At 71.0% G+C, this 23,979-nt stretch carries 22 protein-coding genes; 11 read left to right on the top strand and 11 right to left on the bottom strand.

Translation table 11 applies throughout. The features are described from left to right. Positions 1–60: 60 nt before the first annotated feature. Together AB0F88_RS03545 and AB0F88_RS03540 are read right to left on the bottom strand one after the other, a co-directional pair. Positions 61–1,563, bottom strand: coding sequence for a S1 family peptidase (locus tag AB0F88_RS03545; protein WP_362676918.1), 1,503 nt, complete (start codon positions 1,561–1,563; stop codon positions 61–63). A gap of 85 nt (positions 1,564–1,648) precedes the next feature. Continuing rightward, positions 1,649–2,608 carry a LysR family transcriptional regulator gene (locus AB0F88_RS03540; protein ID WP_362676917.1) on the bottom strand — a complete coding sequence of 320 codons (960 nt, stop codon included), beginning with the start codon at positions 2,606–2,608 and terminating at the stop codon, positions 1,649–1,651. A 497-nt stretch (positions 2,609–3,105) separates the two neighbouring features. Between AB0F88_RS03540 and AB0F88_RS03535 the strand changes: the two genes are divergently transcribed. Next, a complete protein-coding gene (locus AB0F88_RS03535; protein WP_362676915.1) occupies positions 3,106–3,885 on the top strand; it encodes a putative hydro-lyase in 780 nt (259 codons plus the stop codon). A gap of 148 nt (positions 3,886–4,033) precedes the next feature. Here the strand turns inward: AB0F88_RS03535 and AB0F88_RS03530 are convergent, their stop codons facing one another. Genes AB0F88_RS03530 through AB0F88_RS03520 form a run of 3 tightly spaced genes read right to left on the bottom strand, consistent with a single transcriptional unit; the run spans position 4,034 to position 5,908 of the window. Continuing rightward, entirely contained in the window at positions 4,034–4,621 is a 588-nt protein-coding gene (locus tag AB0F88_RS03530; protein ID WP_362676913.1) for an AAA family ATPase, read from the bottom strand. Positions 4,622–4,628: 7 nt separating this feature from the next. Then, positions 4,629–5,450, bottom strand: a complete 822-nt coding sequence (locus tag AB0F88_RS03525; protein ID WP_362676911.1) for a patatin-like phospholipase family protein — start codon at positions 5,448–5,450, stop codon at positions 4,629–4,631. Between the two features lie 59 nt (positions 5,451–5,509). Then, a complete protein-coding gene (locus AB0F88_RS03520; protein ID WP_362676909.1) occupies positions 5,510–5,908 on the bottom strand; it encodes a PPOX class F420-dependent oxidoreductase in 399 nt (132 codons plus the stop codon). An 82-nt stretch (positions 5,909–5,990) separates the two neighbouring features. Here AB0F88_RS03520 and soxR point away from each other — a divergent pair, with 82 nt between their 5' ends. The 4 genes from soxR (at position 5,991) to AB0F88_RS03500 (ending at position 11,187) form a co-directional block, all read left to right on the top strand. Beyond that, a complete protein-coding gene (gene soxR / locus AB0F88_RS03515; RefSeq protein WP_362676907.1) occupies positions 5,991–6,494 on the top strand; it encodes a redox-sensitive transcriptional activator SoxR in 504 nt (167 codons plus the stop codon). A gap of 282 nt (positions 6,495–6,776) precedes the next feature. After that, on the top strand, positions 6,777–9,758 hold the full coding sequence (locus AB0F88_RS03510; protein WP_362676905.1) for a cellulose binding domain-containing protein: 2,982 nt from the start codon (positions 6,777–6,779) through the stop codon (positions 9,756–9,758). Between the two features lie 226 nt (positions 9,759–9,984). Next, entirely contained in the window at positions 9,985–10,563 is a 579-nt protein-coding gene (locus tag AB0F88_RS03505; protein WP_362676903.1) for a TIGR02611 family protein, read from the top strand. A 249-nt stretch (positions 10,564–10,812) separates the two neighbouring features. After that, the gene (locus tag AB0F88_RS03500; protein ID WP_362676901.1) at positions 10,813–11,187 is read left to right on the top strand and encodes a hypothetical protein; all 375 of its coding nucleotides are present in this window, start codon (positions 10,813–10,815) and stop codon (positions 11,185–11,187) included. A gap of 158 nt (positions 11,188–11,345) precedes the next feature. Here the strand turns inward: AB0F88_RS03500 and AB0F88_RS03495 are convergent, their stop codons facing one another. Beyond that, a complete protein-coding gene (locus AB0F88_RS03495) occupies positions 11,346–12,116 on the bottom strand; it encodes a TetR/AcrR family transcriptional regulator (protein ID WP_362676899.1) in 771 nt (256 codons plus the stop codon). Positions 12,117–12,265: 149 nt separating this feature from the next. Between AB0F88_RS03495 and AB0F88_RS03490 the strand changes: the two genes are divergently transcribed. The 3 genes from AB0F88_RS03490 (at position 12,266) to AB0F88_RS03480 (ending at position 14,665) form a co-directional block, all read left to right on the top strand. After that, positions 12,266–13,288, top strand: coding sequence for an ATP-binding cassette domain-containing protein (locus AB0F88_RS03490; RefSeq protein WP_362676897.1), 1,023 nt, complete (start codon positions 12,266–12,268; stop codon positions 13,286–13,288). Between the two features lie 163 nt (positions 13,289–13,451). Continuing rightward, entirely contained in the window at positions 13,452–14,240 is a 789-nt protein-coding gene (locus tag AB0F88_RS03485) for an ABC transporter permease (RefSeq protein ID WP_362677936.1), read from the top strand. A gap of 152 nt (positions 14,241–14,392) precedes the next feature. Then, positions 14,393–14,665, top strand: coding sequence for a hypothetical protein (locus AB0F88_RS03480; protein WP_362676895.1), 273 nt, complete (start codon positions 14,393–14,395; stop codon positions 14,663–14,665). Here the strand turns inward: AB0F88_RS03480 and AB0F88_RS03475 are convergent. After that, positions 14,619–16,442, bottom strand: coding sequence for a phosphatidylglycerol lysyltransferase domain-containing protein (locus tag AB0F88_RS03475; protein ID WP_362676893.1), 1,824 nt, complete (start codon positions 16,440–16,442; stop codon positions 14,619–14,621). The genes AB0F88_RS03480 and AB0F88_RS03475 overlap by 47 nt on opposite strands. A 280-nt stretch (positions 16,443–16,722) precedes the next feature. Between AB0F88_RS03475 and AB0F88_RS03470 the strand changes: the two genes are divergently transcribed. Beyond that, positions 16,723–17,736 (top strand): hypothetical protein, encoded by a 1,014-nt coding sequence (locus AB0F88_RS03470; protein ID WP_362676891.1) that lies wholly within the window; start codon positions 16,723–16,725, stop codon positions 17,734–17,736. Between the two features lie 21 nt (positions 17,737–17,757). Here AB0F88_RS03470 and AB0F88_RS03465 read toward each other — a convergent pair whose 3' ends face one another. Beyond that, on the bottom strand, positions 17,758–18,078 hold the full coding sequence (locus tag AB0F88_RS03465) for a co-chaperone GroES (RefSeq protein ID WP_329092552.1): 321 nt from the start codon (positions 18,076–18,078) through the stop codon (positions 17,758–17,760). Between the two features lie 194 nt (positions 18,079–18,272). Here AB0F88_RS03465 and AB0F88_RS03460 point away from each other — a divergent pair, with 194 nt between their 5' ends. After that, the gene (locus AB0F88_RS03460; protein ID WP_362676889.1) at positions 18,273–19,934 is read left to right on the top strand and encodes a DUF885 domain-containing protein; all 1,662 of its coding nucleotides are present in this window, start codon (positions 18,273–18,275) and stop codon (positions 19,932–19,934) included. A gap of 13 nt (positions 19,935–19,947) precedes the next feature. On the opposite strand, the gene AB0F88_RS03455 is transcribed toward AB0F88_RS03460, so the two are convergent. The 3 genes from AB0F88_RS03455 to AB0F88_RS03445 are packed head-to-tail and all read right to left on the bottom strand — an operon-like array spanning position 19,948 to position 22,873. After that, complete coding sequence (locus AB0F88_RS03455; protein ID WP_362676887.1) at positions 19,948–20,742, bottom strand: ABC transporter ATP-binding protein; 795 nt, start codon at positions 20,740–20,742, stop codon at positions 19,948–19,950. Beyond that, entirely contained in the window at positions 20,739–21,791 is a 1,053-nt protein-coding gene (locus AB0F88_RS03450; RefSeq protein WP_362676885.1) for an iron chelate uptake ABC transporter family permease subunit, read from the bottom strand. The genes AB0F88_RS03455 and AB0F88_RS03450 overlap by 4 nt, the downstream gene beginning before the upstream one ends. Continuing rightward, entirely contained in the window at positions 21,788–22,873 is a 1,086-nt protein-coding gene (locus AB0F88_RS03445; protein WP_362676883.1) for an iron chelate uptake ABC transporter family permease subunit, read from the bottom strand. The genes AB0F88_RS03450 and AB0F88_RS03445 overlap by 4 nt, the downstream gene beginning before the upstream one ends. Positions 22,874–22,959: 86 nt before the next feature. On the opposite strand from AB0F88_RS03445, the gene AB0F88_RS03440 reads away from it, so the two are divergent. Next, positions 22,960–23,979 carry an ABC transporter substrate-binding protein gene (locus AB0F88_RS03440; RefSeq protein WP_362676880.1) on the top strand — a complete coding sequence of 340 codons (1,020 nt, stop codon included), beginning with the start codon at positions 22,960–22,962 and terminating at the stop codon, positions 23,977–23,979.

Raw genomic sequence — 23,979 nt, 5'->3', positions numbered from 1 at the left:
GGCGACGCCGCCCTCCCCCACGAGGTCGCACGGGCTCGTGGGGGAGGGCGGCGGGAAGCCCTACGGCCTGGTCAGGCCGAGGGTGTAGGAGCCGGAGCCGCTGTAGGCGTGCACCCGTACGCGGTAGGTGCCCGCGGTGCCGCTGTAGGTGAAGGCCTCATCCGGGTTGGCGGTGGTCCCGCTGGCCACGGTCGTCCAGGTGGAGCCGCTCAGCTTCTGCAGGTAGGCGTCGTAGTCGGTGCCGTTGGGGCCGTCCAGGCAGACGCGGTGGACGCCCGCGCCGGCGCTGTAGCCGGAGGTGCCGGGCTGGTAGGCGTTGGCGTTGGAGGTCAGCGAGCCGGTGTAGGAGTTCTGGTAGCCGCTGCAGCCGGTGGGCGGCGGGGTCCCGTTGGTCACCAGGGTGAGCCCGTACACCGAGAGGATCTCGTTGATCGGCTGGTGGTAGGTCGTGCCGCCGACGCTGCAGTTGCCCGAGCCGCCGGAGGTGACGCCCTGGGCCTGGCTGCCGGAGATGTAGGAGCCGCCGGAGTCGCCGGGCTCGGCGCACACGGTGGTGCGGGTCAGGCCGGTGATGGTGCCCTCGGGGTAGGTGACGCTCGTGTTGTGCTGGCTGATGGTGCCGCAGCGGTACTGGGTGGTGGAGCCGGAGCGGCAGATGGAGCTGCCCACGACCTGCTGGGTGGAGCCGGTCACCGGAAGGATGCCCGCGCTGTAGCCGTTCACCACGCCGGTCGGGGTCCAGTTGGCGTTGACCGCGACCCACGCGTAGTCGTTGCCGGGGAAGGACGAGCCCTGGAAGGTGCCCTGGGCGACCCGGTTGTAGCCCTGGGTGGCGGTGCCGGGCGTGCCGCAGTGGCCGGCGGTGGCGAAGCCGCCCTGGCTGCCGCGGGTGACCGAGAAGCCGACCGAGCAGCGGCCGCCCATGTAGAAGGCGTCGCCGCCGCGGACGTCGTAGAGGGGCCTGGGCCTCTCCTGCGAGGCCTCGACGCGGACCAGCGCCCTGTCCACGCCGCTGCCGTCCACGAACGCCTGCGCCTCGGCGACGTCACCGGCCAGCACGACGACGCTGTTGCTCGGCAGGTCGACGTACCAGGACGGGATCGACTTCGGCGCGGTGGCCACGAGCCGGTCGAGCCGCTCCTTGGCCGTGTCGAGCGTGGCCAGGGAGTTCTTGACGAGCTTGACCTCCGCGCCCGACTTCGCGAGTGAGGCGACCTTGGTGGAGTCGCTGGTGGCGATCACCAGGTTGGAGGTGGGACCGGTCACCCAGGAGCCGGCGAAGGCGGCGCCGAGCTGCCCGCGGAGGGCGGGCTCGATCTTGGCGGCGGCCGCCTCGTTGATCAGCCTGGCCGTGGCCTGCTCGCCGGTGCCTCCGAGGTCGCGCCGGATGGCGTCGACCAGGCCCGGGGACGGCTTGGCAGTGGCCTGCACCAGGGTCCGGGCCTCGGCGAGGGTGTACGGGGCGGCGGGCTCGCCGGGTCCCTGGTGAGCGGCGGTGGCGGGGGTGGCCACCATCGCGACAGCGAGCGCGAAGCCCGCTGTCACGGCACTTCTGCGGAGCATGGGTTCTCTCCTCATGTGGGGGGTGCCGTCAAAGTAACGGTGTACACATGAGGCGCGCCTCTATCAGATGTCTCCTATCGTCACGTTATGGAGAGGTGCCCAGTCCGGGGTTCCCGGCGAGCCACGCGGCGTACCGTCTGCTCCGCCCGATCGCGTCGGAATGCGCGGCCTTCGCGTGTTCGAGGATCGACGTCGCGACCGCGGCGCTGGACGCCTCCGGGTGCCAGCCGAGCAGCTGCCGCCAGCGCAGCGGAGCTCCCGCGAGCGGTACCAGCTTCAGCCCCTCGGCGGGCTGGAAGGTCGCCTGGCACAGCGCGGCGGCGCGGCCGACCTTGGCCAGGTGCATGCAGGTGGCCACGTCGGTCTCGTAGATGGTCTTGGGAGTGAAGCCGGCGCGCGCGCAGGCCGTGGCGAAGCAGTCGCCGAAGCAGCTGTCGCCGGGGGTGACCGTCCACTGCTCGTCGGCCAGCTCCGCGAGCTCCACCTCCTCCCTGTCCACCAGCGGATGGTCCTCGTTGAGCAGCACGAAGACCGGGTCGGTCCCCACGGTCGACCACACCACCGGCCCCTCCACCGGCGGGGGACTCTCCCCGCAGGCGCCGATGAACGCGAAGTCGATCCGGCCCAGCATCACCATGGCGGTGAGCTCCCTCGCGGACCAGGAGGTGTGGGTGCTCACCGGGGTGGACGGCCAGGCGGTGGCGAGGCGGTCCATCAGACCGCCGAGTATCGGTCCGTGGGTGGCGCCCAGCCGGTAGCTGGGGATGTCGGCGTTCGCGTTGGCGAATCGAAGTGCCTCCTCCTGGAGTTCGCGGGCCGCGGGCAGCAGCACCATCGCGCGTGACAGGACCAGCTGCCCCAGGGGCGTGGGCCTGGCGCCGTTGTGGTCGCGTTCGAAAAGAGCTCCCCCGAGAACCCGCTCTATCCGTTTGAGCTGCGCCGTCAGGGCGGGTTGGGCCAATCCGAGGTGGGTGGCGGCCTTGGTGACGCTGCCGGCCTGTGCCACCGCGCGCACGATCTTGAGGTGTCGGAGCTCGAGATCCATACCGGGAACGTAAGGCCGGGACGTTATAGCTGCAATGCAAACATGTCATGAAATGTAACTCAATTTTGTCGAATCGTTCCAAAAGTGATTTTGGTTCATTAGTCGGGATGTTTATGGACATCCCTTAGTGCTTTCCCGGCCATCTCGTCTAGAGAACTCCCACGCCACCCGGCCTCAGCCTGACAGCGGTGTCCGATATCCGAGATTCCCGGGATTCGGGCTTCGCCGATATTCCGGCCGATCGAGCCGGCTGAGCCGATCAAGCCGCCTGAGCCGCCCGAGCCGCCTTAGCCGCCCGAGCCGCCGGTGTCCGGCACCCGCGTTTCCCGTGCGGGCGGGGACGCCGCCTGATCATGTACCGGCGGAGGCCGCTCGCACACTCCCCGCGCGGGTGAGGGAAGCGTCGCCCGGCCGCGTACCGGCGGAGGCCGCTCGCACACTCCCCGCGCGGGTGAGGGACGCTGGCCGGGAGGCGGGGCCGAGGTTATGATCCGCTGATGGACGTAGCGGCGCTCACCCCCGCGCAGGCCCGTAAGCACTTCAGGGAGGGACTGCGGGCGCCCACCGCGGGGTGGTGCCGGGGCTGGACCCAGGCCAACCTGCTCGCCGTGCCCCGCGAGCTCGCCTACGACCTGCTCCTGTTCGCCCAGCGCAACCCCGTCGCCTGCCCCGTCCTGGACGTCGGCGACCCCGGCGCGGTGAGCACCGGCCTGTTCGGCGGGGACCTCCGCACCGACCTGCCCGCCTACCGCGTCTACGAGGACGGCAGGGCCGTGGCCGACGTCGACGACGCTCGCGACGTCTGGCGGGACGACCTGGTCGCCTTCCTGCTGGGCTGCAGCTTCACCTTCGAGGACGCCCTGCTGAGGGCCGGGGTGCCGGTACGGCACATCGAGGCGGGGACGAACGTGCCCATGTACCTCACCTCGATCGCCTGCCGCCCCGCGGGATCGTTGAGCGGCCCGCTGGTCGTCTCGATGCGCCCGGTCCCCGCCTCCCTGGTCTCGGCCGCCGTACGGGTGACCGCGAGGTATCCGGCCGTGCACGGGGCGCCGATCCACGTCGGCGACCCCGGCGAGATCGGGATCGCCGACCTGGGCGTGCCCGACTTCGGCGACCCCGTCGAGGTGCGGGCGGGGGAGACCCCGCTCTTCTGGGCCTGCGGGGTGACGCCGCAGGCGGCCGTCATGGCGAGCGGGGTGTCCTTCGCCATCGGTCACCTGCCCGGCCACATGGCGATCACCGACGCCAGGGACGACCGCTTCCAGGTTCCGTGATCCCGCTCCGCGGCGCCGGTCCCCCGTCGTCGCGCGGCCACCCGTGACACCGTGCGCGGGGCCGGACGCTTCGGCGGGACGTACCTCGGCGGGGCGTACCCGCGCGGCGGCCGGCCGTGAGATCGCGCGCGAAGTCCGGGGCGGGAGACTAGGGGCGGGCGGTGGCCCAGGAGGTGACGAGCCTGTCCAGCTGTGACGTGAGCGCGGGGGCGCCGGGCCGGTTGTCGATCTCGGCGTGGGGCACGACGGGTGGTTCGTCGACCCTGATGGCCCGCAGGTAGTCCTCGAAGCGGCCGAGCTTGCCCGCGTCCCTGGCGAGACCTCTGGCCTCCAGCCGGGATCGCAGCGTCGGACCGTCCGAGCGGATCCAGAGGAGACGTATGGGCGGCCCGCCCAGCCGTCCGGCCCAGCGTTCCCACGCCGCCGCGTCGTGCACCTGGGTGGTGAAGGGGCCTTCCAGCATCACCGGGCAGCCGTGCGAACGGATCTGCCGGGCGACCTCGGTCAGCCCCTCGTACTCGTGACGCTTGACGTGCTCGTCGTACCAGCGGCCCTCGCGTTCCCCGTCGTCGCGGCCGTGGGCGCGAAGGGTGGCCGCGACGAAGCCGCCGTAGACGGTGTCCTTGTCGAGCAGCGCGGGAACCGGGTCCAGCAGCGCCAGCAGCGTCGCCGCGACGGTCGACTTCCCGCTTCCCGGCGGCCCGCTCACCACCCACAGCGGCGCCACCCCGCTCACGCCGATCTCAGTCCTTCCAGACCCTGGCCACGCTCTCCCCGACGGCGGGCGCCTGGGCGAGACCGGCTTCGAAGGCGGGGCGCCACAGGCCCGGGTCGAGGACATTGGTGCCGAACACGGTGATCGACGCCTCGTCGGGGACGACGTGGGCGATCGCGGCGTCGCCCAGTTCGGCGAGCTCGGCCTTGAGCCGCGCCTTCGGCGAGGTGTGCGCCAGCGGTTCCAGGAGGACCACGGCGGAGCTGCCCGCCGCCAGATCGGCGTTCGTGGCCGAGCGGACCCCGCCGTCCATGTAGCGGCGCCCGCCGATCTCCACCGGCGGGAACACGCACGGGACCGCGCAACTGGAGGCGACCGCCGACACCAGCGGCGCCCCCGAGTCGCGCTCCCAGACCACGAACTCGCCGGTCCCCGCGTCGACGGCGGTGATCAGCAGGCGGCGCTGCGGCCACTCCTTGACGGGCAGCCGGTTGCCGATCGTCTCGATCTTGGCGCCGGTGTCCTTCACCGAGAGGGCCATCTCACCGACCCGGCGCCGGGCCTCCTGCGGCTCCAAGGACGGGTCGTAGAGCAGGCTGAAGGCGGTCATGACCGCCTCCATGTCGACGGCGGAGACGGTCGCGACCTCCGTGTTCGCCTGGACGCCGACCGAGCTCTCCAGGTCGGCCTCGGTGGCGACGAGCGTCCCGACCACCGACCCGGCGGAGGTGCCGACGATCAGGTCCGCCCCTCCCAGCTCTATGCCCGCCCGGCGCAGACCGGTGATGATCCCGGCCTCCCAGGCGATGCCCGCCACGCCCCCGCCACCCAGCACCAGTGCTCTCGTCATGCGCCATTCTTACCTGATTCGCCCGCCCCGCAGGGGAAGCGCACCCGGGGGACCGGGATTCAGACGTCGCGGCCCTTCATGCCCTCCTGGGCGGGGTCGACGCCCCAGGAGATGATCCGCCTGGGATGGATGCGGATGATCTCCCGGCTGAAGTACGGGGAGGGCGGATCGTGGTCCTCGACGGCCTCGGCCTCGCCGCGGATCTCCACGCCCCTGACCCGCCAGGGGTCGGTGGAGGCGACGTCGTCCACCACGAAGGCCACCTGCGGGTTCGTCCGGACGTTGTGGAACTTCCTGGTGGTGCCCATCGCGCGGCCGTAGATGTCGACGACGCCGGTCTCGATGTCGACGCGGAACCCGGTCGGGCTGTTCTGCAGGGAGCCGCCGGGGCCCGTCGTGGCCAGGCGGCCCAGGCGCTGCTCCGCGAGGTAGGCGAGTTCCGCCTTCGTGAATGTCATGCTCCCCCTCTTTCCGTCTCCGCGAATGTCATGCCCTCACTCTGCAACCTCAATATTGATTGAGGTCAAGTTAGACTGGCGCATGCCCAACAATCCGGAGATGACCGTCGGCCAGCTCTCCTCGCGCAGCGGGGTCGCGGTCTCCGCCCTCCACTTCTACGAGGCGAAGGGCCTGATCCGCAGCCGCCGCACCGCGGGCAACCAGCGTCGTTTCCCTCGCGACACGCTCCGCAGGATCGCCTTCATCAGGGTCTCCCAGCGGGTCGGGATCCCGCTCAAGACGATCCAGGAGGCGCTGTCCGCCCTTCCCGACGAGCGCACCCCCACCAGGGACGACTGGGCGAGACTCTCGACGATGTGGCAGTACGAGCTCGACGACCGCATCAAGCAGCTCGAACGGCTCCGGCACGGCCTGACCGACTGCATCGCCTGCGGCTGCCTCTCGCTGGACCGCTGCGCGCTGGCCAACCCCGACGACGTGGCCGCCGCGCGGGGGCCCGGCTCGCGGTTGATGCTCCCTGCCAGGGAAAACGGCCCTCAAGAAAACGGCCCCCGGGAAAACGGCGCTTCCTGCGGGGCGCGGTAGGCCGGGACGTGGGACGTGGTAGGCCGGGACGCGGGGCGCGGCAGACCGGGACGCGGGGCGCGGCAGGCCGGCGCTCCGGGCCCCTCCGCTTCGGTGTCCGGGGATTTCACCGGGATTCGCGACAGGTTTGTTAGTTGTCTATTCAAACTATTGACGGCCCGGGGCCCGGCATGTGAACCTCTGGGCGTTCATGCACGCACATCGTGGGCGGTCGAAGGTCAGGGTCCCGTCACCTGATCGTGCATGGCGGTTTGTCTGTTGCATTGCGAAGGGAAGCCGTACATGCGAAGAAGGCTGTTCAGCATGCTCGCCGCCGTGGCGGTGGCGTGCGCGTCGGTGGGCGCGGCCGCCGTGGGCGGGAGCGCCCAGGCGTCCGCGTCCGATGCCGTGGCCGGGACGAGGACCGTGGCGACCGGGACCGGTTCGGTGGCCGCCGCCGAACCGTACGAGTGGAAGAACGTCAGGATCGACGGCGGCGGGTTCGTGCCGGGGATCGTCTTCAACCAGAAGGAGAAGAACCTGATCTACGCCCGCACCGACATCGGCGGCGCGTATCGATGGGAGCAGTCGAGCAAGAGCTGGACCCCGCTGCTCGACTGGGTGGGCTGGGACAAGTGGGGATACAACGGCGTGGTCAGCCTGGCCACCGACCCGGTGGAGACCGACCGGGTCTACGTCGCCGCCGGGATGTACACCAACAGCTGGGACCCCAACAACGGGGCCATCCTGCGCTCCGCCGACAGGGGCGCGACCTGGCAGGCCACCCCGTTGCCGTTCAAGCTCGGCGGCAACATGCCCGGCCGGGGGATGGGCGAGCGGCTCGCCGTCGACCCCAACAGGAACAGCGTCGTCTACTTCGGCGCGCCCGAGGGCAACGGCCTGTGGCGCAGCACCGACAAGGGCGTGACCTGGGCCAAGGTCGCGAGCTTCCCCAACGCGGGAAACCACGCCGACAACCCCTCCGACCCCAACGGCTACACCAGCCACCGCCCCGGCGTGGTCTGGGTGACCTTCGACCCCGGCTCGGCGACCGCCGGCAACACCACCCAGAAGATCTACGTGGGTGTCGCCGACAAGCAGAACACCGTCTACAGCTCCTCCGACGGCGGGACCACCTGGAGCCGGGTCGCCGGGCAGCCCACCGGTTACATCGCGCACAAGGGCGTGCTCGACCACGTCAACCACACCCTCTACATCGCGACCAGCGACACCGCGGGCCCCTACGACGGCGCCAAGGGCGACGTGTGGAAGCTCGACACCGTCACCGGGGCCTGGACCCGGATCAGCCCGGTCCCCTCCAGCTCGGCCGACGACTACTTCGGCTACAGCGGCCTCACGATCGACCGGCAGAACCCCGGCACGATCATGGTCGCCACCCAGATCTCCTGGTGGCCGGACGTGATCTTCTTCAGGTCCACCGACTCCGGCGCGACCTGGACCCGCATCTGGGACTTCACCTCCTACCCGGACCGCAGCTTCCGCTACACGATGGACATCTCCTCCTCGCCGTGGCTGACCTTCGGGACCAACCCCCAGCCGCCGGAGGTGACGCCCAAGCTCGGCTGGATGACCGAGTCGCTGGAGATCGACCCGTTCGACGGAAACCGGATGATGTACGGCACCGGCGCCACCATCTACGGCACCGAGGACCTCAAGAAGTGGGACACCGGCGGCAAGCTCACCATCAAGCCCATGGTCAAGGGGCTCGAGGAGACCGCCGTCCTCGACCTGGTCAGCCCGCCGTCCGGCGCCCCGCTGGTCAGCGCCCTGGGCGACCTCGGCGGCTTCCGGCACACCGACCTCGACGCCGTGCCGCCCATGCTGTTCACCTCGCCGGTCTTCACCTCGACGACCAGCCTCGACTACGCCGAGACCAACCCGTCCGTCATGGTCAGGGCGGGCAACTTCACCGACGCCGACCGGCCGAACGACAGCCACGCCGCGTTCTCCACCGACGGCGGCGCCACCTGGTTCCAGGGCACCGAACCCGGCGGGATCAACGAGGGCGGCACGATCGCCGCGGCGGCCGACGGCTCCCGGTTCGTCTGGGCGCCCAAGGGCGTGGGCGTGCACCACTCGGTCGGCTACGGCAACACCTGGACCGCCTCCACCGGACTGCCCACGGGAGCCGTGGTCGAGTCCGACCGGGTGAACTCCAGCAAGTTCTACGGCTTCAGCGGCGGAAGGTTCTACGCCAGCACCAACGGCGGCGCCTCCTTCGCGGCCACCGCCGCGACCGGGCTGCCCGCCGAGGGCAACGTCAAGTTCAAGGCCGTACCCGGCCGCGAGGGCGACATCTGGCTGGCCGGGCCCCCCAGTGACACCGGCGCCGCCTCGGGCCTGTGGCGCTCCACCAACGGCGGCGCGTCGTTCACCAAGCTGTCCGGCGTCACGAGCGCCGTCAACATCGGCTTCGGCAAGTCCGCCACCGCCGGGGGCTACCAGGCGCTCTACACCCTCGCCACGATCGGCGGAGTGACCGGCGTCTTCCGCTCCGACGACACCGGCGCGAGCTGGGTCAGGATCAACGACGACAAACACCAGTACGGCAACGCGGGCGAGGCCCTCACCGGCGACCCGCGCGTCTACGGCCGCGTCTACCTCGGCACCAACGGCCGCGGCATCGTGTACGCCGACACCGGCGGGACCGTCCCGCCCGTCGACACCGTGCCGCCGACCAGGCCCGGCACCCCGGCCGCCTCGGCGATCACCTCGTCGGGGGCGACGCTGACCTGGACGGCCTCGACGGACGTCGTCGGGGTCAGCGGCTACGACGTCTACCGCGAGGCGGGGGCGACGGACGTCAAGGTCGGCTCGCCCACCTCGGCGTCGTTCGCGCTGACCGGGCTGGCCGCCGACACCTCGTACACCTTCTACGTGATCGCCCGCGACGCGGCGGGCAACAGCTCCACCGCTTCGGTCCCGGTGACCTTCAAGACCCTCACCGGACCCGTCACCGGCGGTTGCACCGCGACCTATCGGGTGGCCAACTCCTGGCCGACCGGCTTCCAGGGTGAGGTGACGGTGCGGAACACCGGAACCTCGGCGATCACCGGCTGGACGGTCAGGTGGTCGTTCCCGAACGGCCAGACGATCAGCCAGCTCTGGAGCGGCGCCCATACCCAGACCGGTGCCGACGTCACCGTGCGGAACGTGAACTGGAACGGCAACCTGGCCGCCAGTGCCTCCACGGTGTTCGGCTTCAACGCCTCCTGGGCCGGCACCAACGGCGTTCCGTCCGCCGTCACCTGCACCGCTTCCTGACGGCCCGCCGACGGCCGGGGTGTTCCGCGAGAACCGCGGGACACCCCGGCCCGCACGGTCCCGCCGAGCCCCGAACGGGCGCGGCGGGACCGTGCCGACGATCTCGTGGCTCTCTCCACCCGGGGGACCCCCTGCCCTCCCCCTTGAGGATGATCTGAGGGCGTCAGCGGGGCCGGTCCGCCCAGCAGCGCCTATTGTGGAAGAAACCGACTGTCCTGGAGAGAACATGACGATCTCAGATGGGGTGCGCGAGCCTCACGGTTCAGCCGGGCGGCTGTCTGAGACCGGCACCGCCGGCGTGCGTGGCGAGACGGACGGCCGAGGTGACGTCCGGGACGGGATCCGGGGCGAGACGGACGGCCGAGGCGACCGTGGGCTCGAGACCGGCGACGCCGACGCGCTGAAAGGCGCGGCGGCCGAGCGGTCCGGTGTGAACGGCTGGCTCGACGGGGTCAGGTCCACCCGCGCGGGCCACCTCACCCTGAAGATCGTCATCGGTGCCATCGGCGCCGTGCTGGTCATCGGCGGCCTGATCATGGTGCCCTTCCCCGGTCCCGGCTGGCTCGTCGTCTTCGCGGGACTGGCGGTGCTGGCCACCGAGTTCCACTGGGCCCACCGGCTGCTGGAGTTCGGCAAGCGGACCCTGTCGGCCTGGACGGCCTGGCTGGGCCGCCGGGGCTGGACGGTCAAGATCCTGGTCGTCCTCGCCGCCGCGGTGACCGCGACCGCCATCGTCTACTACGGCCTCAAGCTCAGCTTCGACCTCGATCTGGTCGTCGAGGCCCAGAAGCTCCTCACCCGGTAGGCCGGTTCCGGCGGCTTCGCCTCGTGCTCGATTCAGGGTGATTTTCTGGGCGATTGCCCCTCGACAATGGCGATGGCGATACTTCGGCCGCCGATGTCGCCCCGTGTCCGGGAGGGAAACCGGCGCTCCCCGGAGTTTTACCCAGGTCCGCCCACCTCGTTATCTTTCCCGGATGTGACTCTCCGTAGTGTCTCCACGTCCGATCCGCAGGGACGGATCGGCAGAGACGAATAAGGAGAGTGACGTTCTATGCGCGCCCTGTCCTCGATGTTGGTCCTGGCGGCCGCCGGAGCCGTCGCACTGACCGGCACCCCCGCCCACGCCGACGACGTCAACCTGGCCGCGAGGGTCCAGCCCGGCGAGGAGGTGTTCCTCACGCCCGAGCTCGTTCCCGCGGCCCAGTACAACGGAAACGTGCTGGTCAAGCTCGACACCAACAGCGTGCCCGTCAAGGTCAAGATCGCTAACTGCCGCGGCAGGTACATCGGGACGGTGCCGATCGCCGCCAACGACCACGCCGCCTACGTCGCCGCCAGCATCTCCCCGCCCGCCCCGTGCATCCGTTACCGGGTGAAGAACATGGGCAACCAGACCGCCGCCATCACGGGCACCGGTTACTACTAAACCGGCCCGCCGGGGTGTGCGGGACGGGAACGGCTACCGAGGGCGTTCCCGTCCCGCGCACCCCGGTTTTCCCGTTTCCGGGGAGCGGTGTCCGTGCCCGCCTCATCCGTCGCCGGGCGCGCCGCTCCCGCGCCGCACCCCCCGGCGGTTCTTCGGCGTCACGGGCGATTCCGGCCCGCGATCAGGCCGGCGATCCCGTCCAGGATGCGTTCCAGGCCGAAGGTGAGGGCGTGGACGGGGTCGGCGACGGACTGGTAGGCCTCTCCGGCCGCCCGGCCCACGCGGGAGGCGAGGGGGAACCGGGAGGAGTCCATGATCTTTTCGAGGATCGGGGCGTTGGACAGCCACCACTCGACGTCGGTGATCCCGCTCTCCTCCTGGATGCGGGCCTGGTTGGCCTTGGCCCTGGCGGTGCTCTCCACGTGGCTGAGCACCAGGGCCAGGACGGAGTCCATCTCGACGTCCGACAGTCCGGTGCCCTCCAGCGGGCGCAGCTCGGCCTCGTACTTGAGTGACGCGTTCGGCCCCAGCGTGGAGCGGACGTCGATGATCTGCAGCAACCACGGGTTGCGCCGGTAGAGGTCCCAGTTGCGGGCCGCGACGAACTCCAGCCCGCCCCGCCACCCGCCCGGCTGCCGGGAGGGGGCGTCCACGTCGTCGTAGAGCTCCCCGTACGCGGTGTCGATCATGAGGTCCACCAGCTCCCCCTTGCCGGGGACGTGGGTGTAGAGGGACATGGTCCCGACCCCCAGCCGCTCGGCGACGTGCCGCATGGAGACCGCGTCGAGCCCCTCGTCGTTGGCCAGTTCGATGGCCGCCAGGACGATCGAGCGCACCGTCAGCCCGGAACGCCCCGGCTTGCTGTGTGATCCCCACAGGAGCGCCAGGCTGCGTGCCGGATCGGCGTCGGAAGATTTCTTCGCACTCACGGGAACAGTCTCCAGATTCTCGGCGTTGGGACCACCGTAGCTGAGCCGTACGATGTACGGTACGGTCTACGCTTTGCGGGCGCGTCGATGTCGGGCGAATCGTCCGTCATGGGCGCCGGGCGGGAAGACGGGTGCGAAGGGTGAAACGGATGGATGCGAAGGCGGCAGGACAGGACGCGGTGGCGATCGCCGCGTACGGCCTGCGCAAGAACTACGCCGGTGCCGTCGAGGGGACGGGTCTCAACGGGTTCGACCTGCGGGTGGCGGCCGGAACGGTCTGCGGCCTGCTCGGGCCCAACGGCGCGGGCAAGACGACGGCGATCCGGATCCTGTCCACGCTCCTGCGCCCCGACTCGGGCCGGGCGAGCGTCGCGGGGTTCGACGTCCGGACACAGGCGCGGCAGGTACGCGAGCGGATCGGGCTGGTCGGCCAGTACGCCGCGGTCGACGAGATCCTCAGCGGGCGGCAGAACCTGGTGATGTTCGGCAGGCTGAACCACTTCTCCGCCGCCGGGGCGCGCAGGCGGGCCGACGAGCTGCTGGAGCGCTTCTCGCTGGCCGGCACCGGGGGCAGGCCGGTCGGCAAGTACTCCGGCGGCATGCGCAGGCGGCTCGACCTGGCGGCGAGCCTCATCGTGGCGCCCCCGGTGCTCTTCGTGGACGAGCCCACGACCGGCCTCGACCCGGCCGCCCGCCAGGAGGTGTGGGCGGCCGTCCGTGACCTGGTCGGCTCCGGCACGACCGTGCTGCTCACCACCCAGTACCTGGAGGAGGCGGATCGGCTGGCCGACCGGATCACCATGCTGGGGGCGGGCCGGGTCGTCACCGAGGGCACCCCCGAGGAGCTGAAGTCCGCCATCGGCGGCGACTGGCTCGACCTCGTCCTCGCCGACCAGGCGGACGTGGCCGCGACGGAGGCGCTCGCGGCGCGGGTCGCGTCCGGAGAGGTCCACGTGGACGCCGAGGCGCGCCGGGTCAGCGTCCCGGTCGCCGAGCGTACCCGGGCGCTCGTCACGATGGTCACCGCGCTCGGTGACGCCGGGATCGAGCCGCTCGACGTCACGCTGCGCCGCCCCACGCTCGACGAGGTGTTCCTGCACCTGACGGGCGGGGAAGGGGCCCGGCGGCTCCCGGCCGACGTCCCGGCCGCCCGCGCGGAGGCGTCCGCTTGAGCGTCGCCCTCTCCCGCGCGAGCACGCCGAGCCCTCTCCCGCGCGAGCACGACGACCTTGATCCCTGTTAGGGAGGCGTTCCCGTGAGCACGACGACCTCGATCCCCGGTACGGAGGCATCCCCGTGAGTGCGACGATCTCGACCCCGCCCGCCGGATCCCCGATGTCCCGGTTCGGCTGGGCGCTGGCCGACTCCTGGACCATCACCCTGCGGGACCTGAACCACTGGGTCCGCCGGCCGGGCCCGGTCATCCTCGGATGGTTCTTCCCGATCCTGATGGTGCTGATGTTCGGAGGGCTGTTCGGCGGCGCCATCGGCGTCCCCGGCGGGGACTACTTCGACTTCCTGATCCCCGGCATGTTCGCCATGACGATGCTCTTCGGCCTGGAGAGCACGATGATGGCGGTCACCACCGACGCGGCCAAGGGGGTGACCGACCGGTTCCGGTCGATGCCGATGAGCGCCTCCGCGGTCGTCATGGGCCGGGGGATCGCCGACATGCTCAACTCGGTCGTCGGCCTGGCCGTGATGATCGGGACCGGGCTGCTGCTCGGATGGCGCGCCGGGGGAGGACCGTCCGCGGCGCTGACCGCCGTGGGCCTGCTCCTGCTGCTGCGCTTCGCCCTGATCTGGGTGGGCATCTTCATCGGCCTCGTCGCGGGAGGGCCGGAGGCGGTGACGTCCGTGCAGATCCTGGTCTGGCCCGTCGGCTTCCTGTCGAGCGTGTTCGTCGATCCCGGCACCATGCCCGGCTGGCTCGGCGCGATCGCGGAGTGGAACCCGCTCTCGGCCACCGCCACGGCCGCCAGGCGGCTCTTCGACAACCCCGGCTGGGGAGGTGATTCCTGGGTCGTGCAGAACGCCACGCTCATGGCCGTGGTCTGGCCGCTGCTGCTGATCGCCGTCTTCCTGCCCCTGTCGACGCGTACGTTCCGCAGGCTCGGTGGCTGACGGGCGGCCTCGCCGGCGGCTTACCTCGGCGGATGTGTTCCCGCTGGATCACGGGGTTCACACGTTCGCCGGCGCGGGAGGACGCCCGGTGTTTTACATCGTGGTGACGGGATCCGGCGCGGACCGTAACCGACGGTGGCGAGCCTGGACGCATGAGTGAGACGGAACGGGAACGATCCGCCTCGGGGTGGACGCTCAACAGGGAACTGCTCAACGTCGGCGCGATCATCGTCGCCGCTGGTATGGCCCATCTCGTCATGGGCCTGATAGGACACGAGAAGTACGGGCCGTTCATGCTCCTGCTGCTCGGCGGGGTGCTCGTCGTGACGGCGCTCGGCCACCGGTTCTACGAGCACCGGCGGCACCGCGGCCCCATGATCATGGAATGCGTGAGGTGCGGGAGTACGCCGGGAGGAGGCTCCTGATGCGGCGCGAGACGGTACCGGGAAGGCGGAGGGAGATGAAGGCCTCCGCCTGGAGCGCCGACATGCCGATTCGCGGAAGGTCCCGCGCCGCGGGATAGACCAGGAAGCGGGGTTTCCACAGCGGCTGGAACTTCACGTTGAACCTGTACAGCGACTCGATCTGGAACCACCTGGACAGGAAGACCAGGACGCCGTACCAGACACGGAGGATCGGGCCGGCGCCCAGCCGCTCGCCCCTGGCGAGCGCGGCGCGGAACATGGCGAAATTGAGCGAGACCGTGCTCACACCGAGGGCCGGGGCCGCCTGCAGGGCCTTGACGATCAGCAGGTCGTTGAGGCCCGGGTCGGCCGCGTGGTCGCGACGCATCAGGTCGAGGGACATGCCGTCCGTTCCCCAGGGGACGAAGTGCAGGACGGCGCGGATGTCCTCGCCCGGCCCGGTCCCGCCGCCCGCCGCGTCCTCGCCTTCACCGCCTTCGCCTTCACCTCTCTCGCCGTCCGAGGCGGCCCCGGCGTGACCGTGCGCCGTGACGACGACGCATCCGGCGTCGGCGGGGTCGCCGAAACGGCCGAGCGCCATGGAGAAGCCCCGCTCGGTGTCCGTGCCGCGCCAGGAGTCGGCGGCGTGCCGGATCCGGTCCTTCTCCGCCTCGGTGAGGTCTCCGACCCGCCGTACGAGACAGGTGTAGCCCGCGCGCTCCACCCGGTTCACCATCTGCCGGACGTTGCGCATGCTTCTTCCCTCGAGGGTGAAGGCGGCGACGTCGATGACGGCCTCGTCGCCGATCTCCAGGGCGGACAGGCGGCCCTCCCTGGTCCACACCTCGCCGCCCGTCTCGCTGCAGCCGATCACGGCGGGCACCCAGGCGTGCCGCTCCGCCTCCTCCATGAACCGCCTGATCGCGCCCGGCCACGCCTCGACGTCCCCTATGGGGTCGCCGCTGGCGAGCATGACCCCCGAGACCACGCGGTAGGCGATCACCGCCTTGCCCGTCGGGGAGAACACGACGCTCTTGTCGCGGCGCAGCGCGAAGTAGCCGAGCGAGTCACGGGCGCCGTGCCGGGCGAGCAGCTCGCGGACCGCCCCCTCCTGCTCGGGGTCCAGTTCGGCGACGGGCCGCTCCGGACGCAGGACGAGGTAGAGGGTCGTCACCGCGGTGAGCGCGCCGAGACCGAGCAGGGAGTAGTAGACCAGGTCGGCGGTTCGCTCCACGGAGTAGCTGACCGGGCCCTCCATCCCGACGAGGCCGAGCAGCACGTGCTGGAGCCGTTCTCCGGCACCGGGGTCGCCGACGATCATCAGGGGGTGGGCGTTGACCACGGCCCAGCCGATGACGATGTCCAGGACGCCCAGGACGAGGAGGTTCCACAGCGCCCGCCATCGGGTCCGGGGATCGGAGAGGGCGTCGAACTCGCGCCGGTTGATCACGAGCAGGACGAAGACCAGCGTGCTGAGGATGGCGGTGAAGGGGCGGTGCGAGTGCAGGAGCTCCACCAGGACGCTCAGCGGCAGGAGCACCACCACCGCCCGCCAGGCCCGTTTCTTCCTGCGCCGCAGGCCGTGGGCGAGCATGACGGTCAGGACGCCCAGGACGAGCGAGACCGCCTGGGCGAGCGAGGTGAACGTCCCGGGCAGGAACCCGGCGATCTCGCCGACCCGGCTCCTCCTGAACGCGGGCAGCACGGCCCTGACGATGTCCAGGATGCCGATCGCCATCGCCGCGTAACCGGCCGCGGTGGACACCCAGGAACGGGGCGCCCATGACCGATCCCTCATGGGAGGACATTAATCGGTGATAGAGGCCGTAACGTGACCACACGGCTCACCGATGCTCAATCCACCCCGTCCGGCGCCGGTGACTTTGCATTGCGAGCCGCGGACCCTCCGCGAAAACGGCGGGGTACGGGATGGAGCCCGCCGCCGTAAAATCGCCGTTCGTTTTCGGTCTGCCCGCCGCGCCGCCCGTCCCTTCACCACGGCCGGTCTCTCTCACACCTGTTCTAACCGATTCGTTCTAGATCAGGATCTTGAGGGCTTTCCGGCTTAGGATTCCGCCGTGCCCGTGACTCCTGGGATCCACCGGTTGTTCGGTTGCCTCGCCGTCCTGGCCCTGGTGATCGTGCCGGTTCCGGCCGCCGCACACGCCGCCGGGCCGGCAGCCGTCGCGTTCGCCGCCGTGCCAGCCGCAGTGCCCGCCGCCGTGCCAGCCGCCGCGCCCGTCGACATCGTGCTGCCCGGCACCCGGGTCACCGTCCGGGAGGACTCCAAGGACGCGCTCAGGGTGACCTCTTACTCCTTCGGCAAGATGACCTACCTGCGCAGGGGGGCCGGGTTCACCCGGCAGACCGCCTACCAGGAGATCACGGTCGCCCCGAAGGGGAAGAAGGCCCTCGCGGTGCCCACCTCCTACCAGAGCGGCTACGACTCGGTCGTCCTGCTCGACCTGGCGACCTCCAAGGGCACCAGGATCCGTACGGTGAGGAAGCCGCTCGTCGCGCACTACGCCCACTGGAACCGCAACGGCGGCAAGGCGGTGCTGACCGTCGAGAGGAAGAGCGGATCCGCGTGGGTGACCTCCGGTTTCGTGGTCGTCGACGCGGTCGCGAAGACCGCCAGGACGGTGACCGTGGCCAACGTCGACAAGGCCGCGAGGTTCCGGTGGAGCTCCGACGGCGCCGACGTCGTGGCCGAGCACTCGGGAGGCACCCGCTTCTACGGGCAGGACGGCGCGATCCGCCGCACCCTGGCCAAGACCGGCAGGCCCGCCGGTGGGGAGGACGCCTTCACCCCCTCGGGGCGGGGCCTGATGACCTGGTGCCCGTCCAGCTACACCGAGCACGTCTGCGTCTGGGACCGCACCTCGGGCAAGCTCGCGGCCAAGGTGCCCGGCATCAAGCCGAAGGCCCTGTGGGGCTGGTGGGACGAGAAGCACTTCATCGCGGTCATCCCGGCCTCCGGCCACTACCAGGTGGTCCTGTCCACCCTCAAGGGAAAGACCACCCGGGTCCTGGCCGCCTTCTCGGCCGCCGACTGGTCCAGCAAGCTCTATCTCGGCTACACCCGGAAATGACCCGCGCGGACCTCACGGACCTCACAGATACAGGCCGGTGCCGTTGTCGGTCTGCGGGGTGGCGATGGCGTGCAGGTCGCGCTCGCGCATGACCAGGTAGAGCTGGCCGTGGACCTCGACCTCGTACTGCTCCTCGGGGTTGAACAGGACCTTGTCGCCGACCTTGACCGCGCGGGCGTTCTGGCCCGCGCCGCAGACCTCACCCCAGACGAGACGGTTGGCCATCTTCACCGTCGCAGGGATGACGATGCCGGCCGTGCTGCGCCGTTCCTCGGACTCCTGCTCGATCTTGACCATGACACGGTCGTGGAGCATCTGGATCTCGAACTTCGGGTCACCCACAGCATGAAGTTTATGGGAACCGCGGAGCCGAGCCCGCTCGTCCGCGGACTCGGGTATGTCCGGGGGTACCGAGCGGGTCCGCGCGGGGGTGTCCGGCGGGGCCGGGAGGTGTCCTGGAGGGCCCCGGGCACCGGGAGATCGGCGGGCGGAAACATCGGCGAGGGGGATTCGCCCGCCGAGTAGGATCCGGCGTCATGACGTCTCCCGAGCTCGTAAGCGGCTTCCTCGACTGGTATCTGGCGGAGAATCCCGCCTACGCCAACCTCGCGGGCGCGCAGGGGTACGACAGAACGCTCGGTGACTTCACCGAGTCCGGCATCCTCGCCAGGGAGCGGGAGGCGCGCCGCTGGCTGGAGCGGCTCCAGGGGGTCCAGGGGGTTCGAGCGCCCGGGAGCGCCGAGAGTCCCGGGACCGCCGGAGGTTCCGAGGAGTCCGAGGGCTTCGAGGACGAGATCGACCGGGAGCTGGTCATGTCCACGCTGCGCGGCGGGCTCGCGTACGAGGCGTGGCCCGTCTGGCGGCGTGACCCGGCCGCCTACGTGGGGCCGATCTTCTCCTCGATGTTCGGGCCGTTCCTGCAGCGGCTGTCCACCGAGGACGAGCTGGTGGACGCGGCCGTCGCGCGGCTGGCCGAGGTGCCGGACGTCATCGCCGCCTGCCGGGCCAACCTCGATCCCGTCCTGGCGGCCCCGCTGCTGGTCGCGCGAGGGCTGGGCCAGTCGCGGACCGCCCGGCGCTTCCTCACCGAGACGGTCCCCGGCCAGGTCGCCGACGAGGCCCTGCGCGCCAGGCTGGCCGCGGCGGCCGAGCCCGCCGCGGCGGCCTTCGACGAGCTGGTGGAATTCCTCGAGAGGTTCCGGGCGACCGGCACCTGGCGGATGGGGGAGGAGCTCTACTCCACCCTGCTGCGCGAGAGGGAGATGCTCGGCTACGGTGCCGACGAGCTGCTCAAGAGGGGGCAGGCCGCCTACGACGAGCTGGACGCGCGGATGCGCGAGGTCGCCGCCAGGCTGGACGGCGGCTCAGGCGACTGGCACGCGGCCGTCACCGAGCTCCAGGACGACCACGCGCCGACGCTGGAGGACATGCGGGCCGAGTACGAGGCCGAGACGGAACGGGCCAGGAGATTCGTCCGCGAGCGCGGCCTGGTGACCTTCGCGGAGGGAGAGGAGTGCAGGGTCGTCCCGTCGCCGGAGTTCCAGCGGCCCATCGTCGCCGTCGCCTCCTACATGTCGCCCCCGCCCCTGTCGACCTCCAGGATCGGGCACTTCTTCGTCCCGTTCACCCCGTCCTCGTTCACCGGGGAGCAGGTCCGCCAGCGGCTGCGTACCAACGCCAGGGCACAGATGCCCTCCATCGCCGTTCACGAGGCCTACCCCGGCCACCACTGGCACCTGTCGTGGATGGCGGACAACCCCCGGACCGCCCGCAAGCTGTTCCGCACCCCGTACCTCACCGAGGGCTGGGGCCTGTACGTCGAGAAGCTCATGCACGAGCAGGGCTACTTCACCACCCCGGCCCAGGAGCTCGCCCACCTCGACTTCCGGCTCTTCCGGGCGGCCCGCATCGTCGTCGACACCTCGCTGCACTGCGGCGACATGACGATCGAGCAGGCCGAGGAGTACATGACCACGAAATCGTCGCTCACCCCCGGCACGGCCAGGGGCGAGGTCGACCGCTACTGCGCGTGGCCCACCCAGGCGCCCTCCTACCTGACCGGCGCTCTGGAGATCGACCGCATCCGCGACGACTACCTGGCCGCGGGCCGCGGCGACCTGCGGGCCTTCCACGACACGCTGGCCGGCTCCGGCGGGCTCCCCCTGGGACTGGCCCGCCGGGTCGCGCTGGAGGGCTGAGCCCCGGCCGCGCCTACGTGTGGACGGGGGTGCGGCGGCGGGTCTCGGGGACGATCAGCGGGGTGCCGCTCTGCGGGTCCTCGATGATCTCGCAGCGCAGCTCGAAGACCTCCTCCACCAGCGTGGCCGTGATGATCGAGGCGGGATCGCCCTCGGCGACGATCCGGCCGTCGCGCATCACGATCAGGTGGGTGGCGTAGCGGCAGGCCTGGTTCAGGTCGTGCAGCACGGCGACCAGGGTCCTGCCCTGCTCGTGCAGGTCGGCGCAGAGGTCGAGCACCTCGATCTGGTGGGCGATGTCCAGGAAGGTCGTCGGCTCGTCGAGCAGCAGGATCGGGGTCTCCTGGGCCAGCGCCATGGCCAGCCAGACACGCTGGCGCTGGCCGCCGGAGAGCTCGTCCACGCAGCGGTCCGCCAGACCGGTCACGTCGGTCGACCTCATGGCCGCCGCCACCGCGACCTCGTCCTCGCGGGACCACTGCCGCATCAGCCGCTGGTGCGGGTAGCGGCCCCGGCCCACCAGGTCGGCGACCGTGATGCCGTCGGGCACGATCGAGCTCTGCGGCAGCAGGCCCAGCCTGCGCGCCACCTCCTTGGACGGCAGTGAAGTGATCACGGCGTCGTCCAGGTGGACGGCCCCCGTGCGGGGTTTGAGCATGCGGGCCAGGGCGCGCAGCATGGTGGACTTGCCGCACGCGTTGGGGCCGATGATCACGGTGAACGATCCGTCGGGGATCGTGACGTTCAGGTCGCTCGCCACCACGCGCTTGTCGTAGGAGAGCGTGAGTTCGGTGCCGTAGAGTCTCAACGTCGTTCCCTTCGCAGTAGAAACACCAGGTATATGCCACCGATCGCGGCGGTCATGATTCCCACCGGCAACTGCACCGGCGCGAAGACACGCTGGGCGGCCAGGTCGGCGCCCACCAGCAGGGTGGCGCCCGTCAGCGCCGAGGTGACCAGGGTGACTCCGGGGGAGCGGGCGATCCGGCGGGCCAGCTGGGGCGCGGCCATCGCCACGAAGATCACGGGTCCGGCGGCGGCGGTGGCGACCCCGCACAGCAGCACGCCGACGACGATGGCCATCGCGCGCACCGGCTCGACGCGGATGCCCGCGGCCTTGGCCGCGTCGTCGCCCATCTCCATCATCCGCAGCGGGCGCGACAGCCAGGCGCAGAGGGGCAGGAGCAGGACCAGCGCGTACGCGACCGGGATCGCGTGCTCCCAGCCGCGCCCGCTGAGGCTGCCGGTGATCCACGCCCCGGCAGTGGCGGCGTCGTTGATGTTGGCGCGGGTCAGCATGTACCAGTCGGCGGAGATCAGCAGCGCGCTGATCCCGATGCCGACCAGGATCAGCCGGTAGCCCTGCACCCCGCGCCGGAAGGCCAGGGCGTACACCACCAGCGCGGAGACGACGCATCCGGCGAGCGAGGCTCCGGCGATCTGCCAGGCGGTGCCGCCCAGCACGACGGCGGCGATGCCCCCGGTGGAGGCTCCGGCGGTGAAGCCGATGAAGTCGGGGCTGCCGAGCGGGTTGCGGGTCAGGCTCTGGAAGATGGCCCCGCTCAGCCCGAACGCGGCGCCGACCAGCAGGCCGGTCACGACACGTGGCGCTCGCAGGCGGCCCACGATGAGTTCGGCGGCAGGAGGCCCCTGGCCGAACAACGCGGCCACGATGTCGGGGATGGGAACGGTGAACTCGCCGACGGACAGCGCGACCAGGCTGACGAGCACTCCCAGGGCGGTGACGGCGGTCCCGGCGGCGAGGCCGCGCGGAGAGAGCCGCAGCGACCAGGAACCCAGGCGCAGCGCGGTGGGAAGGGCCTTCGAGGCGGTCGCCGGTGACGGGATGGTTTTCATAGGGCGGCGAGCCTCCGGCGGCGGGCGAGCAGGATGAACACCGGGGCGCCGACGACGGCGCACATGATGCCCACCTGCACCTCGGCGGGGGCGGCGACCACCCGGCCGAGGATGTCCGAGCCGAGCAGCACCACGGGGGCGAGCACGACGGTGTAGGGCAGGACCCAGCGCTGGTCGGGCCCCGTGAAGGCACGCACCGCGTGCGGCACGGCCAGCCCCACGAACCACAGGGGCCCGGCGGCGGCGGTGGCGGCCCCGCACAGCAGGGTGACGGCGATCGCGGTCAGCCCGCGCGTGCGGGCCACGCTCACGCCGAGCGCGCGCCCCGCCTCGTCGCCGAGCGCGAGGGCGTTGAGCGGCTTGGCGAGCAGCAGCCCGAGCACCAGCCCGGCCGCGAGGAACGGGGCGAGCCGTACCGCGACGTCGGCGCTGATCCCGGCGAGCGAGCCGGTGAGCCAGAACCGCATCCGGTCGAAGGTCGCGCTGTCGGTCCGCAGGATCGCCGAGGCGGCGGCGTTGAAGACCATGCCCAGCGCGACACCGGCGAGCGTGAGCCGTACCGGCCCGCCGCCCGACCGGCCGGCGGAGCCGAGCGCGTAGGCCAGCGCGGCGGCGGCGGCCGCACCGGCGAACGCGAACCAGACGTAGAGGGCGGGGTCGCCCACCCCGAGCAGTCCGATCGCGACCGTCACACCGAACATGGCGCCCTGGTTGACGCCCAGCAGCCCGGGGTCGGCGAGCGGGTTGCGGGTGAGGCTCTGCATCAGCGCGCCGGCCAGTCCGAGCGCCGCGCCCACGCCGACGCCGATCAGGGTCCTCGGTACGCGCAGGTCCCTGATGACCGTGTGGTCCGCGGACCCGTCGGGGGTGAGCAGCGCGTCCAGCACCGTGGACAGCGGGACCGAGCGGGAGCCCACCGCGACGCTGACCATCGCCAGCAGCACCAGCGCGGCCAGCCCGGCCAGTAACCCGGCCGCCAGCACCGCCGAGCGGCGTCTCGTCCCTCCCGCTCGCTCCGGACGCGTCACGTCCGGTTCCGCGGCCGTGCCGGACGCGGCCGTGGCCACAGCGGCCCTGCTCACCGGGTACCCCTCTTCGTCGGTAATGATTAGGTAAGGCTAATCTAACGCATGAGTCATTTAGGTAAGCCTAGCCTTTGGAGTCGTAAATGTCCCTACCTGTCCTGCCGCGGCGGGGATTCATGGCCGCGGGCCTCGGTCTCGTGTTCGTCCTGGCCGCGTGCGGCAGCGGTGCGGAGACGGCCGCGGCGCCGGTCGGCTCCCCGGCCGCAGCCTCCCTCACGGCGGGTCCGTGGACTTTCACCGACGACCGTGGAAAGAAGATCGAGGTGCCCGAGCGCCCGGCCCGGGTCGTCGCCCAGGTCGGTGCCGCCGCGGCGCTCTGGGACTTCGGGGTCCGCCCCGTCGCGGTCTTCGGGCCGCACAAGCTCAAGGACGGCACGAAGGACCCCCAGGTCGGCGACGTCGACATCACCAAGGTCGAGTCCATCGGCAACGTGTGGGACGAGTTCAACGTCGAGAAGTACATCTCGCTCCAGCCGGACCTGCTGATCAGCGGCATGTACGCCAAGGACGCCCTCTGGTACGTGCCGCAGAAGTCCGCCTCCACCATCGAGCAGGTCGCGCCCACCCTCGGCGTCAGCCTGATCGGGGCGTCGGTGCCCAAGCTCATCGAGAGGTACGGGCAGGTCGCGGCCGCCCTCGGCGCCGATCTCGACGCCCCCGGGGTGACCGAGGCCAAGGCCAGGTTCGAGGCCGCCTCGGCCGCGCTCGCCACCCCCGAGGCCAAGGGCCTGAAGGTCCTGGTCATGGCGGGCGGGCCGGAGGCGATGTGGGTGGCCAACCCCGACGACCACGCGGACGTGCGCTACTTCAAGGAGCTCGGCCTGGACCTGGTGGTGCCGGAGAAGGTCGACGACGGCGGCTTCTGGCAGACCCTGAGCTGGGAGAACGCCGACACCTACGAGGCGGACGTGATCCTGGTGGACGCGCGCACCCAGTCGATGCGGCCCGAGGAGATGAAGAAGAAGCCGACCTTCGCCGCGCTGCCCGCGGTCAAGGCGGGGCAGGTCTACCAGTGGCACGCCGAGGAGCGCTACAGCTACCAGGGCTACGCCGACGTGCTGGAGCGACTCCACACCGATCTCGCCAAGGCCAAGAAGCTCTAA

The sequence above is a fragment of the Streptosporangium sp. NPDC023963 genome, assembly GCF_040639135.1.
GTDB lineage: Bacteria > Actinomycetota > Actinomycetes > Streptosporangiales > Streptosporangiaceae > Streptosporangium.
This window is presented reverse-complemented; position numbering and strand designations above follow the sequence as displayed.